20 protein-coding genes and 2 pseudogenes are annotated in these 17144 nt (G+C 58.7%); 8 read left to right on the top strand and 14 right to left on the bottom strand.

The features are described from left to right. Positions 1 to 34 precede the first annotated feature (34 nt). Positions 35 to 637, top strand: a complete 603-nt coding sequence (locus tag EOA19_RS23065) for a hypothetical protein (RefSeq protein ID WP_128304886.1) — start codon at positions 35 to 37, stop codon at positions 635 to 637. A gap of 57 nt (positions 638 to 694) precedes the next feature. Next, complete coding sequence (locus EOA19_RS23060) at positions 695 to 1153, top strand: hypothetical protein (RefSeq protein WP_128304885.1); 459 nt, start codon at positions 695 to 697, stop codon at positions 1151 to 1153. A 323-nt stretch (positions 1154 to 1476) separates the two neighbouring features. Here the strand turns inward: EOA19_RS23060 and EOA19_RS23055 are convergent, their stop codons facing one another. From EOA19_RS23055 to EOA19_RS35375, 5 genes and pseudogenes are all read right to left on the bottom strand, one after another. Beyond that, positions 1477 to 1938, bottom strand: a complete 462-nt coding sequence (locus EOA19_RS23055; protein ID WP_128304915.1) for an RES family NAD+ phosphorylase — start codon at positions 1936 to 1938, stop codon at positions 1477 to 1479. Beyond that, a complete protein-coding gene (locus tag EOA19_RS23050; RefSeq protein ID WP_127296804.1) occupies positions 1938 to 2381 on the bottom strand; it encodes an antitoxin Xre/MbcA/ParS toxin-binding domain-containing protein in 444 nt (147 codons plus the stop codon). Before EOA19_RS23050 ends, EOA19_RS23055 begins: the two co-directional genes overlap by 1 nt. 246 nt (positions 2382 to 2627) lie before the next feature. Next, positions 2628 to 2837 (bottom strand): hypothetical protein, encoded by a 210-nt coding sequence (locus EOA19_RS36005; RefSeq protein ID WP_245486263.1) that lies wholly within the window; start codon positions 2835 to 2837, stop codon positions 2628 to 2630. Between the two features lie 134 nt (positions 2838 to 2971). Next, a pseudogene (locus EOA19_RS23040) lies at positions 2972 to 3386 on the bottom strand (spore coat U domain-containing protein); the annotation flags it as partial. Beyond that, complete coding sequence (locus tag EOA19_RS35375; RefSeq protein WP_164893005.1) at positions 3352 to 3507, bottom strand: hypothetical protein; 156 nt, start codon at positions 3505 to 3507, stop codon at positions 3352 to 3354. The gene EOA19_RS35375 and the pseudogene EOA19_RS23040, both read right to left, overlap by 35 nt. Before the next feature lie 854 nt (positions 3508 to 4361). Here EOA19_RS35375 and EOA19_RS23025 point away from each other — a divergent pair. Both EOA19_RS23025 and EOA19_RS23020 read left to right on the top strand, forming a co-directional pair. After that, entirely contained in the window at positions 4362 to 4559 is a 198-nt protein-coding gene (locus tag EOA19_RS23025) for a hypothetical protein (protein ID WP_128304884.1), read from the top strand. A gap of 115 nt (positions 4560 to 4674) precedes the next feature. Then, positions 4675 to 4938: a hypothetical protein gene (locus tag EOA19_RS23020; protein ID WP_127296814.1), complete on the top strand. Its 264-nt coding sequence runs from the start codon at positions 4675 to 4677 to the stop codon at positions 4936 to 4938. 1285 nt (positions 4939 to 6223) lie between these two features. Here EOA19_RS23020 and EOA19_RS23015 read toward each other — a convergent pair. The 3 genes from EOA19_RS23015 to EOA19_RS23005 all read right to left on the bottom strand — a co-directional run bounded on the left by EOA19_RS23015 (position 6224) and on the right by EOA19_RS23005 (position 7816). Beyond that, positions 6224 to 6397: a hypothetical protein gene (locus EOA19_RS23015; RefSeq protein ID WP_127258409.1), complete on the bottom strand. Its 174-nt coding sequence runs from the start codon at positions 6395 to 6397 to the stop codon at positions 6224 to 6226. A 74-nt stretch (positions 6398 to 6471) separates the two neighbouring features. Further along, positions 6472 to 6771: a hypothetical protein gene (locus tag EOA19_RS23010; RefSeq protein WP_128304883.1), complete on the bottom strand. Its 300-nt coding sequence runs from the start codon at positions 6769 to 6771 to the stop codon at positions 6472 to 6474. Between the two features lie 757 nt (positions 6772 to 7528). Continuing rightward, entirely contained in the window at positions 7529 to 7816 is a 288-nt protein-coding gene (locus EOA19_RS23005; RefSeq protein ID WP_127296815.1) for a hypothetical protein, read from the bottom strand. Between the two features lie 138 nt (positions 7817 to 7954). Between EOA19_RS23005 and EOA19_RS36000 the strand changes: the two are divergent. Next, positions 7955 to 8266, top strand: a pseudogene (locus tag EOA19_RS36000) (transposase); the annotation flags it as partial. A 790-nt stretch (positions 8267 to 9056) separates the two neighbouring features. On the opposite strand, the gene EOA19_RS22990 reads toward EOA19_RS36000, so the two are convergent. Genes EOA19_RS22990 through EOA19_RS22975 form a run of 4 tightly spaced genes read right to left on the bottom strand, consistent with a single transcriptional unit; the run spans position 9057 to position 12821 of the window. Continuing rightward, on the bottom strand, positions 9057 to 9539 hold the full coding sequence (locus tag EOA19_RS22990; RefSeq protein WP_127296816.1) for a DUF2269 domain-containing protein: 483 nt from the start codon (positions 9537 to 9539) through the stop codon (positions 9057 to 9059). Beyond that, on the bottom strand, positions 9539 to 10825 hold the full coding sequence (locus tag EOA19_RS22985) for an SDR family oxidoreductase (RefSeq protein WP_128304881.1): 1287 nt from the start codon (positions 10823 to 10825) through the stop codon (positions 9539 to 9541). The genes EOA19_RS22990 and EOA19_RS22985 overlap by 1 nt, the downstream gene beginning before the upstream one ends. Further along, complete coding sequence (locus EOA19_RS22980) at positions 10822 to 12345, bottom strand: FAD-dependent oxidoreductase (RefSeq protein ID WP_164893004.1); 1524 nt, start codon at positions 12343 to 12345, stop codon at positions 10822 to 10824. Before EOA19_RS22980 ends, EOA19_RS22985 begins: the two co-directional genes overlap by 4 nt. Next, complete coding sequence (locus EOA19_RS22975; RefSeq protein WP_206638101.1) at positions 12342 to 12821, bottom strand: hypothetical protein; 480 nt, start codon at positions 12819 to 12821, stop codon at positions 12342 to 12344. Before EOA19_RS22975 ends, EOA19_RS22980 begins: the two co-directional genes overlap by 4 nt. Before the next feature lie 616 nt (positions 12822 to 13437). On the opposite strand from EOA19_RS22975, the gene EOA19_RS22970 reads away from it, so the two are divergent. Continuing rightward, entirely contained in the window at positions 13438 to 13647 is a 210-nt protein-coding gene (locus EOA19_RS22970) for a hypothetical protein (RefSeq protein ID WP_128304879.1), read from the top strand. A gap of 15 nt (positions 13648 to 13662) precedes the next feature. Continuing rightward, positions 13663 to 13983, top strand: a complete 321-nt coding sequence (locus EOA19_RS22965) for a hypothetical protein (protein WP_128304878.1) — start codon at positions 13663 to 13665, stop codon at positions 13981 to 13983. Positions 13984 to 14107: 124 nt separating this feature from the next. Here EOA19_RS22965 and istB read toward each other — a convergent pair whose 3' ends face one another. Together istB and istA are read right to left on the bottom strand one after the other, a co-directional pair. Continuing rightward, positions 14108 to 14920, bottom strand: a complete 813-nt coding sequence (gene istB / locus EOA19_RS22960; RefSeq protein ID WP_127296454.1) for an IS21-like element helper ATPase IstB — start codon at positions 14918 to 14920, stop codon at positions 14108 to 14110. After that, on the bottom strand, positions 14910 to 16439 hold the full coding sequence (gene istA, locus EOA19_RS22955; RefSeq protein WP_128304877.1) for an IS21 family transposase: 1530 nt from the start codon (positions 16437 to 16439) through the stop codon (positions 14910 to 14912). The genes istB and istA overlap by 11 nt, the downstream gene beginning before the upstream one ends. A gap of 239 nt (positions 16440 to 16678) precedes the next feature. On the opposite strand from istA, the gene EOA19_RS35370 reads away from it, so the two are divergent. Then, on the top strand, positions 16679 to 17107 hold the full coding sequence (locus tag EOA19_RS35370) for a hypothetical protein (protein ID WP_164780330.1): 429 nt from the start codon (positions 16679 to 16681) through the stop codon (positions 17105 to 17107). The last annotated feature ends 37 nt before the right edge of the window (positions 17108 to 17144 follow it).

Raw genomic sequence — 17144 nt, 5'->3', positions numbered from 1 at the left:
AGTAAACTGTCAAATCTGCAGCGAGGAAAAGGCTATGACCATACTCAAATTCCTACTGGGGGGTGCCGTCGCCATCGCGGGCGCCGCAGCTCTTCCATCCCAATCAAAAGCGTCGGAATGGGGCTGTCAGGTCCTCCTATGTCTTTCCGGCGACTGGCAAGGCACCCCCTCGTGCCACCCGCCAATTTACAAGTTGATTGCGGCGATGGAAGCCCCGGGTTTTAATTGGCCGACCTGTCCGCAAGCCAACTCCAGCGCGGCGAGATTTGAGAAGTATGATGATTGTCCGTCTGGCTGGCAAGCAGTTGGCAGCTCCGAGTCCGATCGGCCGGGCTTAGGTCAAGAACGGAACATCTGCCGCATCGCGGCCGATAGGCTCACGCTGCCGGTCACGTTCACGAATAGTCGCCTCGGCCAGAATCAAGACAACGGATCTGGACAGGCTCAAATCGAAATCAACGGTAAGGTGGTGACGGCAAAAATCCAGACCGCGGGGAACGATCGAGGGCATGCCCTTGGTAATGGCCCCACCTACTACACCATCTCTCGGCCGATGCGCGGAAAGCCGTGGTTCATCGAGTATGACGACGCGAACGGCATGCGCCAGAAAAGCTGGTTCGATCTCAACATGCCATAAGCCAGGCGATCCCGCAGGACGAGACACTATGAGGGTCACAATTTAGGGAGGTTTGTAGTGTTCAAGGCACTTCTCCTGTCCACTTTGATTTTGAACACAGGCGCAGTGTTGACGGCGGCTGGTCAGAGCGACAAGCCGCGATCAAGCGTGGACAATCCTATGTGGCCCGCTTCACTGAAATGGGACTGCAAGACCGCTGCCAAAATCGTGTGTGAGCGTGATGGCAGTTGCTCGGTGGCTGAGGACCACACTCGATTTGTGCTGAACTACGGCAGCAACGAAGCTGAGTTTCCGGCCAGCAATGTCAGGATCAAACGCCACTATCAACAGACTGTGCAGGCAAGCCCTCTGCAGCAGGAAGTTAAAGTCGAACTGGCCGATAATCGCGTTCTTTGGCTGACGGCCGTGGATGCCAGCCGCACTTATTCGGAAGCATGGGTCGGTGCACTGAGCGAGTTGAAGGGTGGCGCGGTACTGATGGAATCCGAGGGAGTCTATTGCATGCCGCACAAGTGAGTGCGCGGAGAGGGGAGGAGCGAAGGCCGATATGGTCTCGCTTGAGACGCCGGCCCCGCGTTTCAGAAGAGTTCACGGCGTCCCGTCTAATTTCATCAGATGACGAGGTGATCTTAAGAAGCATAGATCTGTCGAACCGGGACGTCGATTAGGCGTTACTGCTGCAGGATCGCCCGGTTGCCTTTCGATGATCATTGATAAGACTTGTATCAAGCGCCGTGCATATTTTGCATAACTAAGAAATATTAACTTCCACCGAGGAAAGTCGCGTAATCTATCTTATGGAACTTTGTAAATCGTTGAAATAAAACACTATTTACGCACTACAGCAACCGCGCATCCAGATCAAAGGCTTCAATCCGCTCTATCCGAATCCCAGCGGTCGCGGGATGGCGATGATTGATGATCACGTTCTGGTCTGGGCTGTCCGCAATCGAAACGATCGCAGACGGAATGAACAGTATTGCCGCTCGATTGCTCGCGAGCCACTCATCTCCGATTCTCTGCGTTTCCGCCTCCCGCCGACGCCAATCCTCGGGAAGATCCGCCAGAGTGATGGGTTCAACGGGCATCTCATCTGACACCTCATAAACCACCATCGCAAGCGCCGGCAGCAGCTCCGGGTCCTCAACATGAACGAGCTTTTCGAGAACGCAGAGCGATGGCGATGTCGCGGCGTATGTCAGAGGACGGCCCACCGTGTTCCACCGGCCGTCGAACCGGAGACCGTAGCCCCCGTCGAAGGCCTCCGCGAATTGCAGGCTCGAAAGTCGCCAAAGCCGCATCAAGCAGCGGCACCCCAGGCAATCTTGCCGAGAATGGTTTCGATTACGCGCGCGCCGGCCTCGGTCTGGGCTACAGTTAGCGGCGTCTCACGCCCCAGCTCAGCCAACTCTTTACGCAGCCAACGGTTCGCCTTGCCGGCATCACCAAACGTCTCTTCCGCAAGCGACTGGATGCGGACAAGGCGCACGGCCCGATCGGACTCGTCTATCGTCAGCGGCTGGTTCTTCTCGGCGCGGTGTCTGCGCGTGCGCTGCGGAATGACAAAACGCTCGATCTCCTGTTCACTCATGCCGGCGAGAGAAAGCCCCTTCAGCGTGGCGAGTGGAAGCCGCCGCCGCACCACGGTCGCAAGATCGGCCTGCGAGCGAACGTCCGCTCCAAGCACGGTCACGCCGCCCAGCTTGCGGGCGACTTCCTCAATCACTGCGTTGGATGTGGCCATTTTTCTTACTCCGGCAATCTGCCACAGAAGTTAGGGCATCTTGCCGGAAATGCAATAGCATGGCTTGCCGGCGCACGCCGAGACGACGAGATGCGGACTCCCTGCCCTTGCGTGTGGAGGCTGAGCAGCAGGGCCGGTGTTGGCTCATCTGTCGCGACGAGCAAGGCGCGCCTACAAGCGGCTGCGGCGCAAACGCTGGTTCGATAGCGAAAATGAATGCTGCCCAGTTGGATTCGTGCTGCGCTCTTAGGCGTCTAATTCAAGTGGCTGTTGGTCCGGCTGCTCGTGCCACATCACCATGGGCGTCAACGGGCAAATTTTTGGCACCGATCCGCGCACGACTTGATAATGTCGGGACAATCCGATCATCACCAGAGCGCCCCGCCCGCCCTGCCATTGGACCAGGGCGTTCATTGCGAGCGTGGTCGACATCGAGACGAGCTTGATCGCGGGCATCGCCCGCCCCGACGCCTGAAACCGTATCGGCGAGCGAAATCGCGAAGGCTGAGAAGCTAAGCCGTAACCCGGGCGTCAGCAAGTCGTCCAAGTAGATGCAACTCAGATCCGGATTCTGTCGGGAGACCCCTGCTTCATGTGTACACCCCTGCCGAAGGCGTGGTCTGTGGGGGGACACGACCAAAAACTGTGAAGTTCTGCATCACCCCATTTCCGGTTCCCGCTACAGTGCTGCCGGGTGTCGAGGAGTCCCCCCATGGCTGGGTGCGATCGCTGTCCTTGTAGAGCCATACGTTACGGTTTCTGCGCCTTTCGATATCTTGCGTGTTGTCGGTGGCGCGCCTGTCATCCCGCCATTCAGCGAGACCGTATATGCTGCTGCCGGTGTGCAGGTGACTGAAACCTGGCCAGTGGCATCAACATTGCCGTCAAGTACCCCCTTCGACCGAAATCGTTGTTCTGTGTCGCAACGAGGCAGTTTGCAGCGACCGTCGCATTGATGGTGAGAGTCGGATCAGCGGCCACGCTGCCCGAGGCGGTACTGCAACTGCTGCTGGCAACTCGCCAGGTCGAGCATGCCGCTGATAGCAAAATCCTCCGCGACCGAGCCATTGCCGTGCAGCAGGAGCAAGGGAAGCCCGCTGCCTTTCTCGACGACGCGCAGTTTCACTCCATCGATCTTGAGAGTGCGTGCCATCAAACCGGGAACCAGGGCCTTCCTGGCGCGCGCGTGATTGTATGCTGCCAGCGACAGGGCGGTAGCCCCACCAGCGTGGCGAGCTTTATTCGCTTTGATAACATGCTGAACTCCGGCGCTGGGACTGTCGTGGCACCACAGTTTCACCAGCTAAAAAGGCCCCCCTCGCGCGGACGGGCCGAAGGACACTCTTTGGTGCGAAATCTAGATTGCTCGCGGCATCCATGGAACTCCGGGGTTTGCCGTTAAAGCCTCTTGCCACAGATGGCAACTCAGTGTGATCTTGAACATTGAGAAAAGCCCCCCGCGCGGTAGCCGGTCCGTAATGAGAAGTTACGTTTGACTGCTGGACGGATGCGCCGCCGAATTTGACGGCAGCCAATGCCGAGCGCATCGCCTGTGGCATCTCCGCGTCTTCCGGCAGCCCGCATGCGAATTCGGCAGCCTCAGGCAGAAGCGCGCTTCGCTTTGCCCGCGAGGAGATCTTCAAGCTCTTGTTTGGGCACTGGCCTGTTCAACGGCAAGGTTGAGGGATGGTTGTCCTTCTGTGACATCTATCCGGCCGATGCAGCCATTGAAATTGGCAGTATCTGGCTTTCGCCAATACTACAGCGAACGCGCGCAGCAACGGAGGCGATTTTTCTCCTTTTCGAGACGGAGGAATTCGCAAGGAATTTCGCAGCCGGTCAGTGGCAACGGTTAAACCCGAAGCCTGTTCCCCCATTGCGCCGGCAACGGCGGTAGACTGCTAAGCTTCAAAATTGCTCAATTCTCGGATGCTGCACTGGGGCGGAACTTTGATGCAATAGCGAAGTTCGAGAGGAGATATGTTCGCAGCAGGCACGCAGATGAACGGGATCGTAAACCACATCCTGGCCGAGGTGGCAGAGATACTTCCTTCGCTATCACCGGACGAAAAAGATTCGCTGCCGAAACTGCCGGTCGACGCACCCAACTTTCCCAACGACCTGGAACCGGTGATCCGAGCTGAGACGCCACCCCGCAGCAGAAAGCAGAAACCGTAGACCGTCAGTGCGACGGGAAGCCGCCTCAAGGCGAAGCCTGATGTCGGACAATGGGCGGAACCGAGCTCGGGAAGGCGCGTTGCTCCCCAGCGCCACTCCACGAAAGGCCGGATCAATGGTGGACAACCTATCTCGCAGGGAAGAACAACGCGGCACGCGACGACTCATGGCGTGGGGCGTGGCGGTTATTGCCGTCATTTTTCTAGGCCTGATGGCATTCTTTGTACTCACGCCTTTATCGAACGGCTCTTGGCAAACGGCACCGTTCAAGCGTGCTCCTGAGCAAAATCAGGGCGGTAATGCGCCAGCAGACACGTCACCCAGCCCAGGCGTGAAAAAAGACCCTCAGGAAAATACTGAAATGCCCGAGCAGCAGTAGTGGGGTTGTCAACAATTCCGCACCAGCTGGAAACTTTTCCGGGGCTGCCGGGCGATTTTAACAAAGAACCCGCCTGACTTGGGCGGCTTCCGGCGCATCTCCGAGCATGAATGTGCCGTGAGCATCACGTAGGGGAAGACCAGAACGGGAACGAGCCAAGAACCCGCTAGGTTTTGCGATCCAGTTGCCGAGCATCGATCGCTATGATCGAACTCGCCGCCTTGTCCTCAGCCAAACCGATGAGGCAATCGATCTCGAACATCGCCTCGATATGGCCTCGACGACTTACCGACCGGCGTAGGGTGTGGAGCGCGTCTCGCACCTCACATAGAGTGGTACGAAGGGTAAGTGGCATGGGGGAGCCCGCCTTATCGCATTCAACCACCAGCAGGTCTGTCCGGTTCCGTACAACTGAAAATAATGGCTGGCAGCCCTCAGATCATTCTCTTCAGCGCGCCGACAATATCCGCAGGGCAGAATTGTACATTTAAACGCTTTGTCTGTTCTCGTTGACTTGCCGGATTGGCAGGAGTTGAGTTCGCCATCAGCAAACGGTCCGATCGTGGCCTCCTTTATCCGAGCGACCTCGCCCTTTGCCAACGCGTATTTGAACAAGCTCGGATCGAGCGCGGCTGGGCCGTCAAGGCGGTGTGCGATACGGCGGCAGCAGCATTTATTGCGGCACTTGTAGTGAGAATGAAGCAGTGGACACGAGAGCCTACGGCAGGTCAGTCTCGTGGGCGGCACCCGGTTCAAAGGCCCCAGTACTCACTGATTGCTCGCTGCGGGGTAGTCCCCTGCAACATCGCAACTAGAAGGACGGTCTTCAGATCCTCAGTTGGCGAGCCTACCTAAGAGTCTCCGCGGGCGCTAAATTTCTCGTAAGGTTGGAACCTGTTCGTGAAATCGAAGTTTGGTTTGCAGCTTGGCTTCCGGGCCAGGTCTCAAAGCAAAGGCCCGTCGCTGTTTCAGTGTCCCTCAGCGGCGGGCCTAGTTCGTCAGCCGTTCGACTGTCTCGATGATGGCTTTCGCCAGAGTTCCGCACGCCAATTACCGGCAAGCCGCACGGGAATTTCACAGGCGCGTCGCTTAGGCATTATCGGCAGTAGTCGACACGATCAAGCAGCCAAAGCATGAGTTGAGTGACCGTGCCGACCAAAGCTGGACACGAGGGTGGGCCTAATGACCAGGTCCAATGATACTAGACAACGGCATTTCTACAATTAAGCCTGATGGCCTATGTCGGATAAGGTGTCCGCCGCCTCGCCCCAATAGGCGGCGGACTCTAATGGCGCTCCTTTAAAAATCGGGCTTCACGAAGTAGCGAATTCCAGTCGGTGCCGATAAGCTTGATCAGACCGCGCGCGTCCGGCTCTGAAATGCCGACTTCTTCAGACAAACGTCGGGCAAGCAGTTGCTGGTTGTCTTTGTCCACACGTCCATCGCCATCCTTTTTCATTGGCTCCTCCTTTGAACCAACTGCCGGACTGCGCTTTCGTTCACGGAAAACGAAAAAGCCAGCCGTCCGGCAAGTCAGCAGCCTTCGGTGGTCTTTTTCATCTGGCCAGGAGCAGCCGAGTTGGCATCGGTATCCTGTTGACCTGGCGCTGCCTGCTTGGCGCTGCCAGTTTGTTGACCCGGAGCGCAGTCCTTGGCGGATTTCGAGTTTGTTCCACTCGTGGTGGTCGAATCCGTCCGCTGATTGGTCGTAGTGCTCGGCATTGTCTTTGTTGTCGAGTTCGACGACCCGCCTGTGGTCGTGGTGGTCGATTGCGCAAAGGCGAGGCCAGTTAACAGTGCCATAATGGCTGAAGCGAAAAGAACCTGTTTCATGATCAACTCCATATCGGAACGTCCCTTCGGTACCGAACTTCGCTGCGAAATGACGGTTCCTAGAAAAATGCGCAATCGCATATCCGGAGCCCATCGCGCGCAATGGCGACGGGCTTGTAGTCATGCTTCGGTATAGTACTCGAGGTCCATTGCCTCTTCAGAGCTAACCATAAACCACCCCGGGAACTGAACTGACCCCCGAAAGTTGGACATCAACCTTCGGGGGTTTTCATGTCCAAACACAGCGAGAGTTTGAAGCGCACTGTTGTTGATCGTTATTTGAGTGGTGAAGAGAGCTATGCGAGCGCCGGGATGCGCGTAACTGGCTTACTGTGAATGCGAGCACGCTAGCTCAGCTAGGAACAGCGGATATGAAGCTTTCCCATTGAAGAAAGCACATTTGCAAGGTGGTCACTTCGCGCAACTCCACGAGAGGCCGGCGCCTACGCGATCCGCGGGCCTAATCGAGCCGGTGGCACTCTGGGTGACCGTGGTCGGCCCGACCGACGCACGGCCCGCATGGCGGTCGACTTCGTTGTCGAGTCCGATCGTCCAGCGGACGGACGATTGGGGACGACATCGGCAACACCTTCATGTCGACGATGACGTTTCCGCCTTCACCGACGAGCGCGGAACCGATCAACCGCGTTCGTCCGTGTGCGACACGCGCCGAGCGGTGCGCGCGGCCGGCCGGCGCTATTCAGATCGGCTGCCGCAGGTCGATTGACGCAAGGAACGCCAAGGACCGTATCTGATTTCATGTTCCCTTCACGATTCTGGGTTTGGTCGGTCGCCGGGATTGAGCCGCGCTCTCGATGGCCAAGGTCAACCGCTTCTCGTCCTCTATGGCGCGGTCGACTGCCTCAATTTCCTCTTGGAGCGCCTTCAGCTCGGCTCCGTAGCTGGAGCCGTCGCTATCCCCAATTTGAAAGCCACTTGCCCGCATCGCGTCGCGAGTATGGTGCACATTACGGATTCCTTCGCGTCGAGCCGCGACCAGAATTTCCCTAAACTCATCAAGACGTTCAACGTGACTGCGGGTCATTGCGTTCTCCTATTTCGTCGTTAGCGTCGCCGACGGCCAGTCAAGAACGGTGGAACCTCACCGCGCAGAAGGCTTAAGTGATTTACATCAGATACCCTCGCTAAAGCATTAGTGCGGAAGCTCAAATTTGAACGGCTTGCAATAACGTGTAGAGCGAGCACAGCTACATTAGGCTTCGGCCAAATCATTGCCTATCGGGGTTGTTGGTTAAGGGGGGCCAAGGATCAGGCGCTGGGGCGTTCCCGAGGTGGACTGACCACCAAGATCCACATGCTCTGTGGCACGCTCGGCCGTCCCTTGCGGTTTCTGATCACACCTGGCCAAGCCAATGACATCACCGCTGCTCCTGATCTTCTGAAGGGCCAGGAGGCCTGTGCCGTGCTGGCCGACAAGCCTGTGACAGCAACGACTTACGCCAACGCATCGCCGGCATGGAGGCCAAGGCGGTGATCCCATCCAAGCGCAACCGCAAGCCGCCATCCCTCACGACACCGACATCTACAAGCACCGAAACCGCATCGAACGATGCTTCAATCGCCTCAAACACTTCCGTAGATTCGCCACGCGCTACGACCGACGCACAGTTCACTTACAGGTTTCGTACACCTCGCCGCCGCAATGATCTGGCTACGCTGAATATCGATCCGGCTAGCGAAGCGCGGCGCACCCTTGCCGCAATCGGCATGTTCACAGAAATGCTTCGGATCCGCGCCCGCTCGTGAGGCGCCGGCGTCATGCCTTCCGCAAACCTCAGCGGTTCGTCGCTCAGATCGGTTTGGTCGGCCCCACGAAGGCATGGTGATCGAGGGAAGCTTGTTGGCAACCGTCGCGTTGATCTCCCGGCCGACGCGATTGCACTGCAATTGACCCTTCATATCGTGGCTGAGGATGTCCTTCCTTCGGAGTCGCCGGGCCCACCCAAGCATCATAGTAAACCTGATCGAGAATGACCGGTCGCCGATCGGGCAGGTTCTCATCGGCTGTCCGCCGGCTCGGTGACAGTAGAGCAACTGGTGATGTCGAGATTGGAATTGTGGGCCACAGGCTGGCAGATGGAACGTCCCATGGCCGGCAGGTAGATGTTGCCAAGGGTCGTCGGCCATAATCAGACAGCGCCTGGACTGGAACGCGTCGCGAAAGGCCGGCACTGTGTCGACCCCTCTGTTTCGGCGTTGAAATGGCGGCTTGGGCAACTCCTTCGCCCAGACGCCGCAGGGCAGCGTTTAGCGAGCCACGACGGCTAAAAGGCCAGCCACTCGATCGGCGGGCGCGCAATCATCAGCCAGAAGATGGCGAGCACAGCCGCAAAGGCTGGAAAGCCGAAGGCGAACCAGAGCCTGAACAACTGATTATAGCGCTCAGGCGGGGGTTGGTTGGACGTCGCGGCGTTGATGGCGAGATCGCGCATCTTGATCTGCATCCAAACCACAGGCAGCCAGAACAGGCCGGTGGCAATGTAGAGCAGGATCGAAAGAACGATCCATCCTTCAGCAAGCGAATAGCCCGCGTACTGGGCGAGAGCGATTCCGGTCACAGGTTGCGCAACAACGGCCGTAGCCGTGAACAGAAAATCGGCGAGGACGACGATGCGGGCGACAGCCGCGATGGTCGCGGCATTTCCGGTTCGGTGTGCCAGAAGCATGAAGAAGGCGATGCCGGCGCCAGTTCCCAACAGCACAGCCGCACCGATGACATGCAGGTATTTGAGCACGAAATAGACCATCAGCGTTCCTCCAGCACCGCCAGCGCGACAAAATGCAGAACCAGGATCGGCAGGATCTTCATCAGCGGGCCGAGCGGCTCGTTCCAGAGCTCCGGCCGCAGAATGCTCCCAGCGATCGCATAGAAAAGCGACAGCGCGATTGCACCGAAGAGACCAAGCCGGCCGGTCGGGCGCCAGGCGATCAGCGCGCCGACAATCATGTCGGCCAGCGCCCCGGCGACGACGGCCGGTCCGGCCAGCGCGCCGACCGCTGTGTCGATGAGCAACTCAACACCGCTGCGCCAGCCGGTGGTGAGGGAAATGATGCCGGTCATGATCCAGAAGAAGGGTAGCACGGCGAAGATCGCCGGCTTGACGAAGTAGAGACCGGCGAACCATCGTTCCTGCACCGTGGCAGGGTTAAGGCTGAGTGCGGTTGCAAGACTTGACGGTTGAATGCCGGTCTCCGCTATCCACGGCTGGGGATCACCGACCGCGCCCCGCTCGATCTCCTTTGCGGCATTGCTGCGCATCGGCGGACGCCAGCCGAGCTGAGCCGCCGCATCCCCAACCCGGTATAGGATTGCTGCGGCCCAATTGGGCAGGATGAATTCCCGGGCGCTGTTCCATCCGAACCAGTGGCGGTAGCAGGCAACGACCTTGTTCATGGAAAGGGCCTCAGGCCCAGCCAGTTCCAGAGCGAGGCGCGATGGGCTGTCGGGCCTAAGAAAGAAGAGAACGGTGGAGATCACGTCGTCGAGCTGTACGACCTGAAGACGACCCGTGTCGGGCATCACAGGCAACAGTGGCAAAGCAGCGAGACCACGAAAAAGCGCGCTTGCGCCGAACGCCGGCCTCCCCAGCACAACCGAGGGGCGCAGGATCACCCAGTTGAGATCGCGCGCCATCAATGCCTCATCGCCAGCGAGCTTGCTGGCGGAGAAAGCGGACGGCTGCTGGCGATCGACGCCGATAGCCGAGAAGTGGATGACCTTTTTCACATTTGCCTGTTCACACGCGGCAAAGAGTGCCGAGGCGCCGCCTGTATGGACATGCTGGGTATTCTCGCGAACGCTGTCCTGCAGAACGCCGGCGCAATTCACAACGGCATCGGCACCGGCAAGATGAGGGATCCAGTCCTGCGCCCGCAGCGCATTTGCCATGTCGAGCAAGATGGGAGGAGGCCCGGTGAACGGGGCAACACTGGGGCGATGGAGCACACGAACGACGTCATGTCCCCCGGCTGCCAGCCGCGCGCAAAGCGCGGTCCCGATCAAACCCGACGCGCCGGTGACGAGAACTCTCATTTAGCGTGCCCGGCATTCGGCGACGCTCGCGGCTCGAGCGGTCTCGTCGCGGGGCCGGAAAGAACCTCACCAGCTTCATCGAAGCGGGATCCATGGCATGAGCAGTCCCACGTCCGGTCGACCGAATTCCATCCAACAACGCAGCCAAGATGGGTGCAAATCGCGGAGCGGGCGGTTACCGTACCGTCCTGCGCCTTCCTGATAGCCAGTTGCTCTCCGTCGTGCTCGATCACCCCCCCTTCTCCTGGGCGGATCTTGCTGATTTCCATAGTTCTTGAACCCAGGAGCCGTTCGGCCACCAAATGAGTAGCCGTCTTGACGTTCTCAGATATGAACGTCGGGCCGCCTGCGAGCGGCTTGATACGAGTCGCGTCGAAGATCTCCGCCGCAGGGTGGGATTTGCCGAGAAGCTGCGACGCGAGGATCTCTCCTGCAACGGCACCTTGTGTGATGCCCCATGCGTCGAAACCGGTAGCAACAAGAAGGTCTGGTTTGGAAGAACTCGCCAAGCCGACAAAGGCCATTCCGTCCATTGATCGGAAATCTTCGTTTATCCAAAGGTGCGACGGTTGGTTGATAGCGAACGTTGCCTTGAGGAAGGCCAGCATGTCGGCGACGGCGCGATCCGCACCCTCGCGGTCTCCGGTCTTGAATTCGCCGCCGGCGGCCACCAGAAAGCGCTTGCCGTCACGGTTCGTCGTGCGAAAGGAATGAGACGGCCGGCCGGCACTGATGAACATGCCGTCCACTCTTGCTTGTTCCGGCAGTGGCGCTGCCGCGACCGGATGCGCGAATGGGAAAGCCTTGGCAAAGAAGAGTCCGTCTCCGATGATGGGCATCTGCGTGGCGACGACGACCTTACCGGCGGTCACAATGCCGCCAGCCAGAGTCAACTGATAAGGCCCCTCGCCTGCAATCTCAAGAACGCGGCTATTTTCGAAAACGGAGATGGTGCTCTCGCTCACCAGACGGGCCAGCCCGCAAAGATAAAGATACGGATCGAACTGGTACTGGCCGGAAAAGCGGAGCGCCGCGGTCGCCGTAACGGGCAGCTCCGGATCGGACAGGAATTCGGCGGGCAATCCAAGCGATGCGGCGGCGTCGGCCTCACGGCGTAACGTGTCCGCCTGTTGTTCGTCTTCAGCATAGATGAAGGCAGATTTGGCTTCCAGCTTGGCCTTATCCACCATAAGCAAGCACTGTGCAGCGATCTCTTCCTTGGCCTTTTCATTCGCGTCCGCGTAAAGTTTCGCGCCTTCGCGGCCGAAATTGCGAATGAGGGAAGCGAATTTGAGCCCATGCTGGGATGTGACCTTGGCGGTGGAGCGGCCGGTGGCCTGCTGGCCGATCTGACGTGCCTCGAGGAGCGCGACCCTCAGACCCGAGCTGCGTAGCAGATAGGCAGTGTGCAGGCCCACGATGCCCGCGCCGACGATTACGACTTCGAAGTCACGGTTGCCTTGGAAGGCACCGAAAGAAATCTCGGGCTCTCGATCGAGCCAAAACGGGATCGGCTTCATCGGCCAGTTCCTCTCTCGCGCCTTTCCAAGACTGACAGTTCGGCGTCGGCAGGCCTGCCGAATGCTTCGGCTTCGGCGGCTTCCAACTCGCTGAGCGATTTCGCGAGCACGGTACCCCACACGATGTGCACGGCGATCATCAGCAGATTCCTTTCTGCAGGATGACGCCATGCGGGAGCAAGAATTCGCGCTGCTGGAATCCAACCCAGGTAACTGGCTGTCCACACGCCGAGGCCATAGAGTATGCCGCTGCCGCGATGCCGAGGCAAAAGGGCGAAAACGGCGCCAGTCATGGCGCCGCTATTTGTTCGCGCCTGCCTTTCATCGCGCCCGGAGTTCATGCGATCGACAATTTCACGCAGCGGCAAAGGGTAGCGATTCGTCCCGTTTAGCAATCCATGGAACCGGCGCATGGCACTGGTCATCGCCATCGTTGCCGCAAGGCCGGCCAGAGCTCCCAACATGACGTGTCGCACAGCATTCTCCTGACGCGATCCTGCCCAACGAGGTTGCGGGTTGATTGTTCCTTGAGGTGCATCTCGATCGCATTGCAAGGTTGCTGCACGGTGGCCGCGGAAGTTCAAACGCTATCGAGGCGACGGGCAGGGTCTCAAGGCTGATTGTCAAGGAAATGATCGTCAACACGTTCCCGAGCCGGACTGACAACCAAATCCACGCTCTTGTCGACGCCCAAGGCAGGCCGCTCACGGCAGGCCAGGCGAGCGACATCGCCTCCGCAGCGGGCTTGACTAAGGGTTTAGCTCAATGCTGCTCGCCGACAAGGGCTACGATGCCGAAGCATTGCTAGGGCCAATATCCCTGGCCCCAACTGTAGCCCAGATAAGAAGTCCATCCACGCCCACCCAATTCGACCTTGACAATTATGTTCCGTTTTTGTTCACTGTGCGCACAATCTTTTGGAGCGATCTCATGGACCACACTGCGACGCTCACAGCCGCCAGGAAGCTGTTTTGCAGGCAATCGCTGACAAGTTCATTGCTCAGAATGATTGTCCTCAATTGCCATTTGCAAGAACGGCTTGACTCGCTCTCCGCACCGCGCCGGGCAAGTCGCTAGATCTAGGAGACCGAAATGGCGACAATGCATCTGCACGCCGACGCCGAAGCCGAATTGCACTCGGAGGCGGAGGAGCTCATCGCTCGCTACGAAAGCCCGCTTGAGGCCGTGAAGGCGCTCATGGCCTACAACTGCGAGCTTGAGACCCAAGTCCTCGCTCTCGCCAACAGGTACCCTGGCTTCGTGGCGATCAGCTACGATCCCACGCCGCCTGTGCTGGCATGACTTAGGCGGCTCTCGATGCACGACCTTATCGCTTTCATTGGCAATAACACCGAACTGGTCATCGCCCAGCCGACAGCCTTCGCCACATTCGCCGTGCTGTTCGGAGGCGGTGGATTTGCAGTTGGGCGCTATTTCTTAGCAGAGCGCATTGCCAATCTGGAAAGCCGAATTGCCAGACGAGATGACGAAATCATTGAGTTGAGAGCTAAACAGGCATGGCCAGAGCGGGAGGCATCGATGATACCGATCATAGGCACGTCTGAGTTTCTTCCCAGCGAGCCGGTCAAGTCACGCCAGCCGGTTGGCCAGCGGAGGGAGAGCCTCCATGTCAGATAGCTTGCTGCCGCAACAGAAGGCCCGGAGACTCATCGTCGTCACAGCATTGACCGCGATGAGAGCGGCGACTGTCGATTTTCACTGAGAACTGACCCGGCATTTCCACCGAGATTTGACCCGCCTTTTATGTATGTTTCGGTTCGGGGTTGAGGGTCAAGGTCCTGGCTTTCTCCTTCGCTTTTTTAGGCTCGTGGGCAGAGCTGTTCTTGAATCGGAAGCTGTCGTTTCCGGTTTCCAGGATGTGGCAATGATGGGTCAGCCGGTCGAGAAGCGCGGTTGTCATCTTTGCATCGCCGAAGACACTGGCCCACTCGCTGAAGCTGAGGTTTGTGGTGATGATGACGCTTGTGCGTTCGTAGAGTTTGCTCAGCAGATGGAAGAGCAATGCTCCACCTGATGCACTGAACGGCAGATAGCCAAGCTCGTCCAGGATGACGAGATCGGAATGCACGAGGCGATTGGCGATCTGGCCCGATCGTCCCTGTGCCTTCTCCTGTTCCAGCGCATTGACCAGCTCGACAGTCGAGAAGAAGCGAACCCGCTTGTGATGATGCTCGATGGCCTGCACGCCGAGGGCCGTGGCAACATGGGTTTTGCCTGTGCCAGGGCCGCCGACGAGCACGATGTTGTGGGCTTCATCGACGAACTCGCAACGATGAAGCTGCCGCACGAGCGCCTCGTTTATCTCGCTGCTGGCGAAGTCAAAGCCGTTGAGATCGCGATAGGCTGGAAAGCGTGCGGTCTTGAGCTGGTAGGCTGTGGACCTGACCTCACGTTCCGCCGTCTCAGCCTTCAGCAGTTGCGACAGGATCGGAATGGCGGCCTCAAACGCTGGCGCTCCCTGTTCGGTGAGTTCGCCTACAGCTTGCGCCATGCCGTGCATCTTCAGGCTCCGGAGCATGATGACGATTGCGCCGCTGGCGGGATTATGACGCATGGCGGACCTCCGCGGTCTTCCTCAAAGCATCGTAGCGTTCGACATTGGCCTTCGGCTCATTGGTGAGCGTCAAAGCCTGAGGAGCACTGATGGTCGGGGGCGTGAGCGATTTGCCGTCGACGAGCCGATGGAGAAGGTTGAGCACATGGGTTTTGGTTGGAACGCCGGCCTCCAACGCCATCTCCACGGCCAGAAGCACGGCCTGCTCGTCGTGTTGCAGCACAAGTGCCAGGATGTCGACCATCTCGCGATCACCGCCCGGCTTCTTGAGCAAATGCTGCTGCAACGACCTGAATGCATCGGGAAGTTCGGCAAAGGGTGCTCCGTTGCGTAGGGCGCCTGGTTGGCGCTGAACAACAGCCAGATAGTGCCGCCAGTCATAGACGGTCTGCCCTGGTCGGTCATGCGAGCGATCGATGACGCGGCGATGCTCACAGATGATCAAACCTTCCGCGGCAACCACGACACGATCCGGATAGACCCGCAGGCTCACGGGCCGGTTGGCAAAGGACGCCGGAACGCTGTAGCGGTTACGCTCCAGATGCACGAGGCAGGTTGGGGAGACCCGCTTGGTGTATTCGACAAAGCCGTCGAAGAGACGGGACGCCGGCATGAGAGCCTGGGCTTCCTCAGCCCAGATATCGGCAATGGTGCCGCGCATTTTTCCATGCGGGGTCTTGTGCCAAAACTCCTTGCATCGAAGCTCCAGCCAGTCGTTCAGGGCTTCCAGTGATGGAAAGCGCGGCATGGGTTGCCACAGTCGGTGACGCGCATCCTGGACGTTCTTCTCGACCTGTCCCTTCTCCCAGCCAGAGGCCGGATTGCAGAACTCAGGCTCGTAGAGGTAGTGGCTGGCCATGGCCATGAAACGGACATTGACGTCGCGCTCCTTGCCGCGCCCGACCTTGTCGATCGCTGTCCGCATATTGTCGTAGATGCCGCGCCGGGGAACGCCGCCAAACACACGGAAGGCATGATTGTGGGCGTCAAACAGCATCTCGTGCGTCTGCAACAGATAGGCCCGAACGATGAAGGCCCTAGAGTAGCTTAGCTTCGTATGAGCCACCTGCAACTTGGTGCGTTCATTGCCGATGATCGCCCAGTCTTCCGACCAGTCAAACTGGAATGCTTCACCCGGATCGAACGCAAGCGGCACGAATGTCCCGCGCCCTGTCGTCTGTAATTCCCTCTGCAGATCCGCCTTCCACTCCCGAACGAAAGCCGCAGCACGACCGTAAGACCCCTCATAGCCAAGGCTCAGCAGATCGGCATGAAGCTGCTTCACCGTACGTTTCTGTTTGCGATTCTTTTTGGCTTCCGTCCTCAGCCAGGCCGACAAACGGTCGGCAAAAGGGTCAAGCTTGCTCGGCCGCTCGGGAACCTTGAACTTCGGCTCCACCCCATCCACACGCAGGTATTTGCGCACGGTATTCCGCGACAGGCCGGTCCTACGGCTAATCTCACGGATCGATAGATGCTCTCGAAAATGCCAGCGTCGGATCACGCTCAGTAATGCCATGTCGATCACTCCGTAGCCCCCGCTGAAAAACGCAGGGCAAGGTTCAAACATGGGTCAATTCTCGGTGGAAATATCCTGTGTTGCCGGGTCAGTTCTCAGTGGCAATCAACAGACGTCCCACAACGTCCTCGACACCGCTCTCCAGGCCAAGGTCGAAATCCTTGAGTCGCAGGCGCGACAGTAGTTCAACCCGGCATCTCTCTTGCCTGGAAACTGGAAAGGCACGACCCAGCCGGGAAATGGTCGCTCGCCTTTCCGAATTCCTCGATATTCCGTTGCGGGATCGCAACAGCCTGTTTTTCGCGGCCGGCTTTGCTCCGGCGTTCCGCGAGAGCACCTTAGATGGTTTAAGTGCAGCCAAGGCGGCGATGGATCGCGTCCTGCAGGCCCACAAGCCGTATCCCGCCTTCGCGGTCGATCGGCATTGGACAGTGGTAATGTCAAACGCTGCGCTGCCGCAGCTAAACGAAGGATGTTCAGCGGATTTGATGCAGACTCCGGTGAACGCGATGCGCCTCATTCTGCATCCCGCCGGCATGAGCCAGCGGATCCTCACTACGCGGCTTGGCGCGCCTACAGTCTTGGCCTGCTCCGCCGCCAGGTTGAGGCCAACGCTGACTGGTTTTTCATCGTTGCGATGGTGTTCCGGTCCTACGCGCTCAACCTGACCACGTCGTGGCCGAGAACATTGCCTTCCCGCCGAAG

It is taken from the genome of Mesorhizobium sp. M7A.F.Ca.US.010.02.1.1 (assembly GCF_004023085.1).
In the GTDB taxonomy this organism is placed as follows: Bacteria; Pseudomonadota; Alphaproteobacteria; order Rhizobiales; family Rhizobiaceae; genus Mesorhizobium.
The sequence above is the reverse complement of the archived record's forward strand: the minus strand, read 5'-3'. Positions and strand labels throughout refer to the sequence as shown.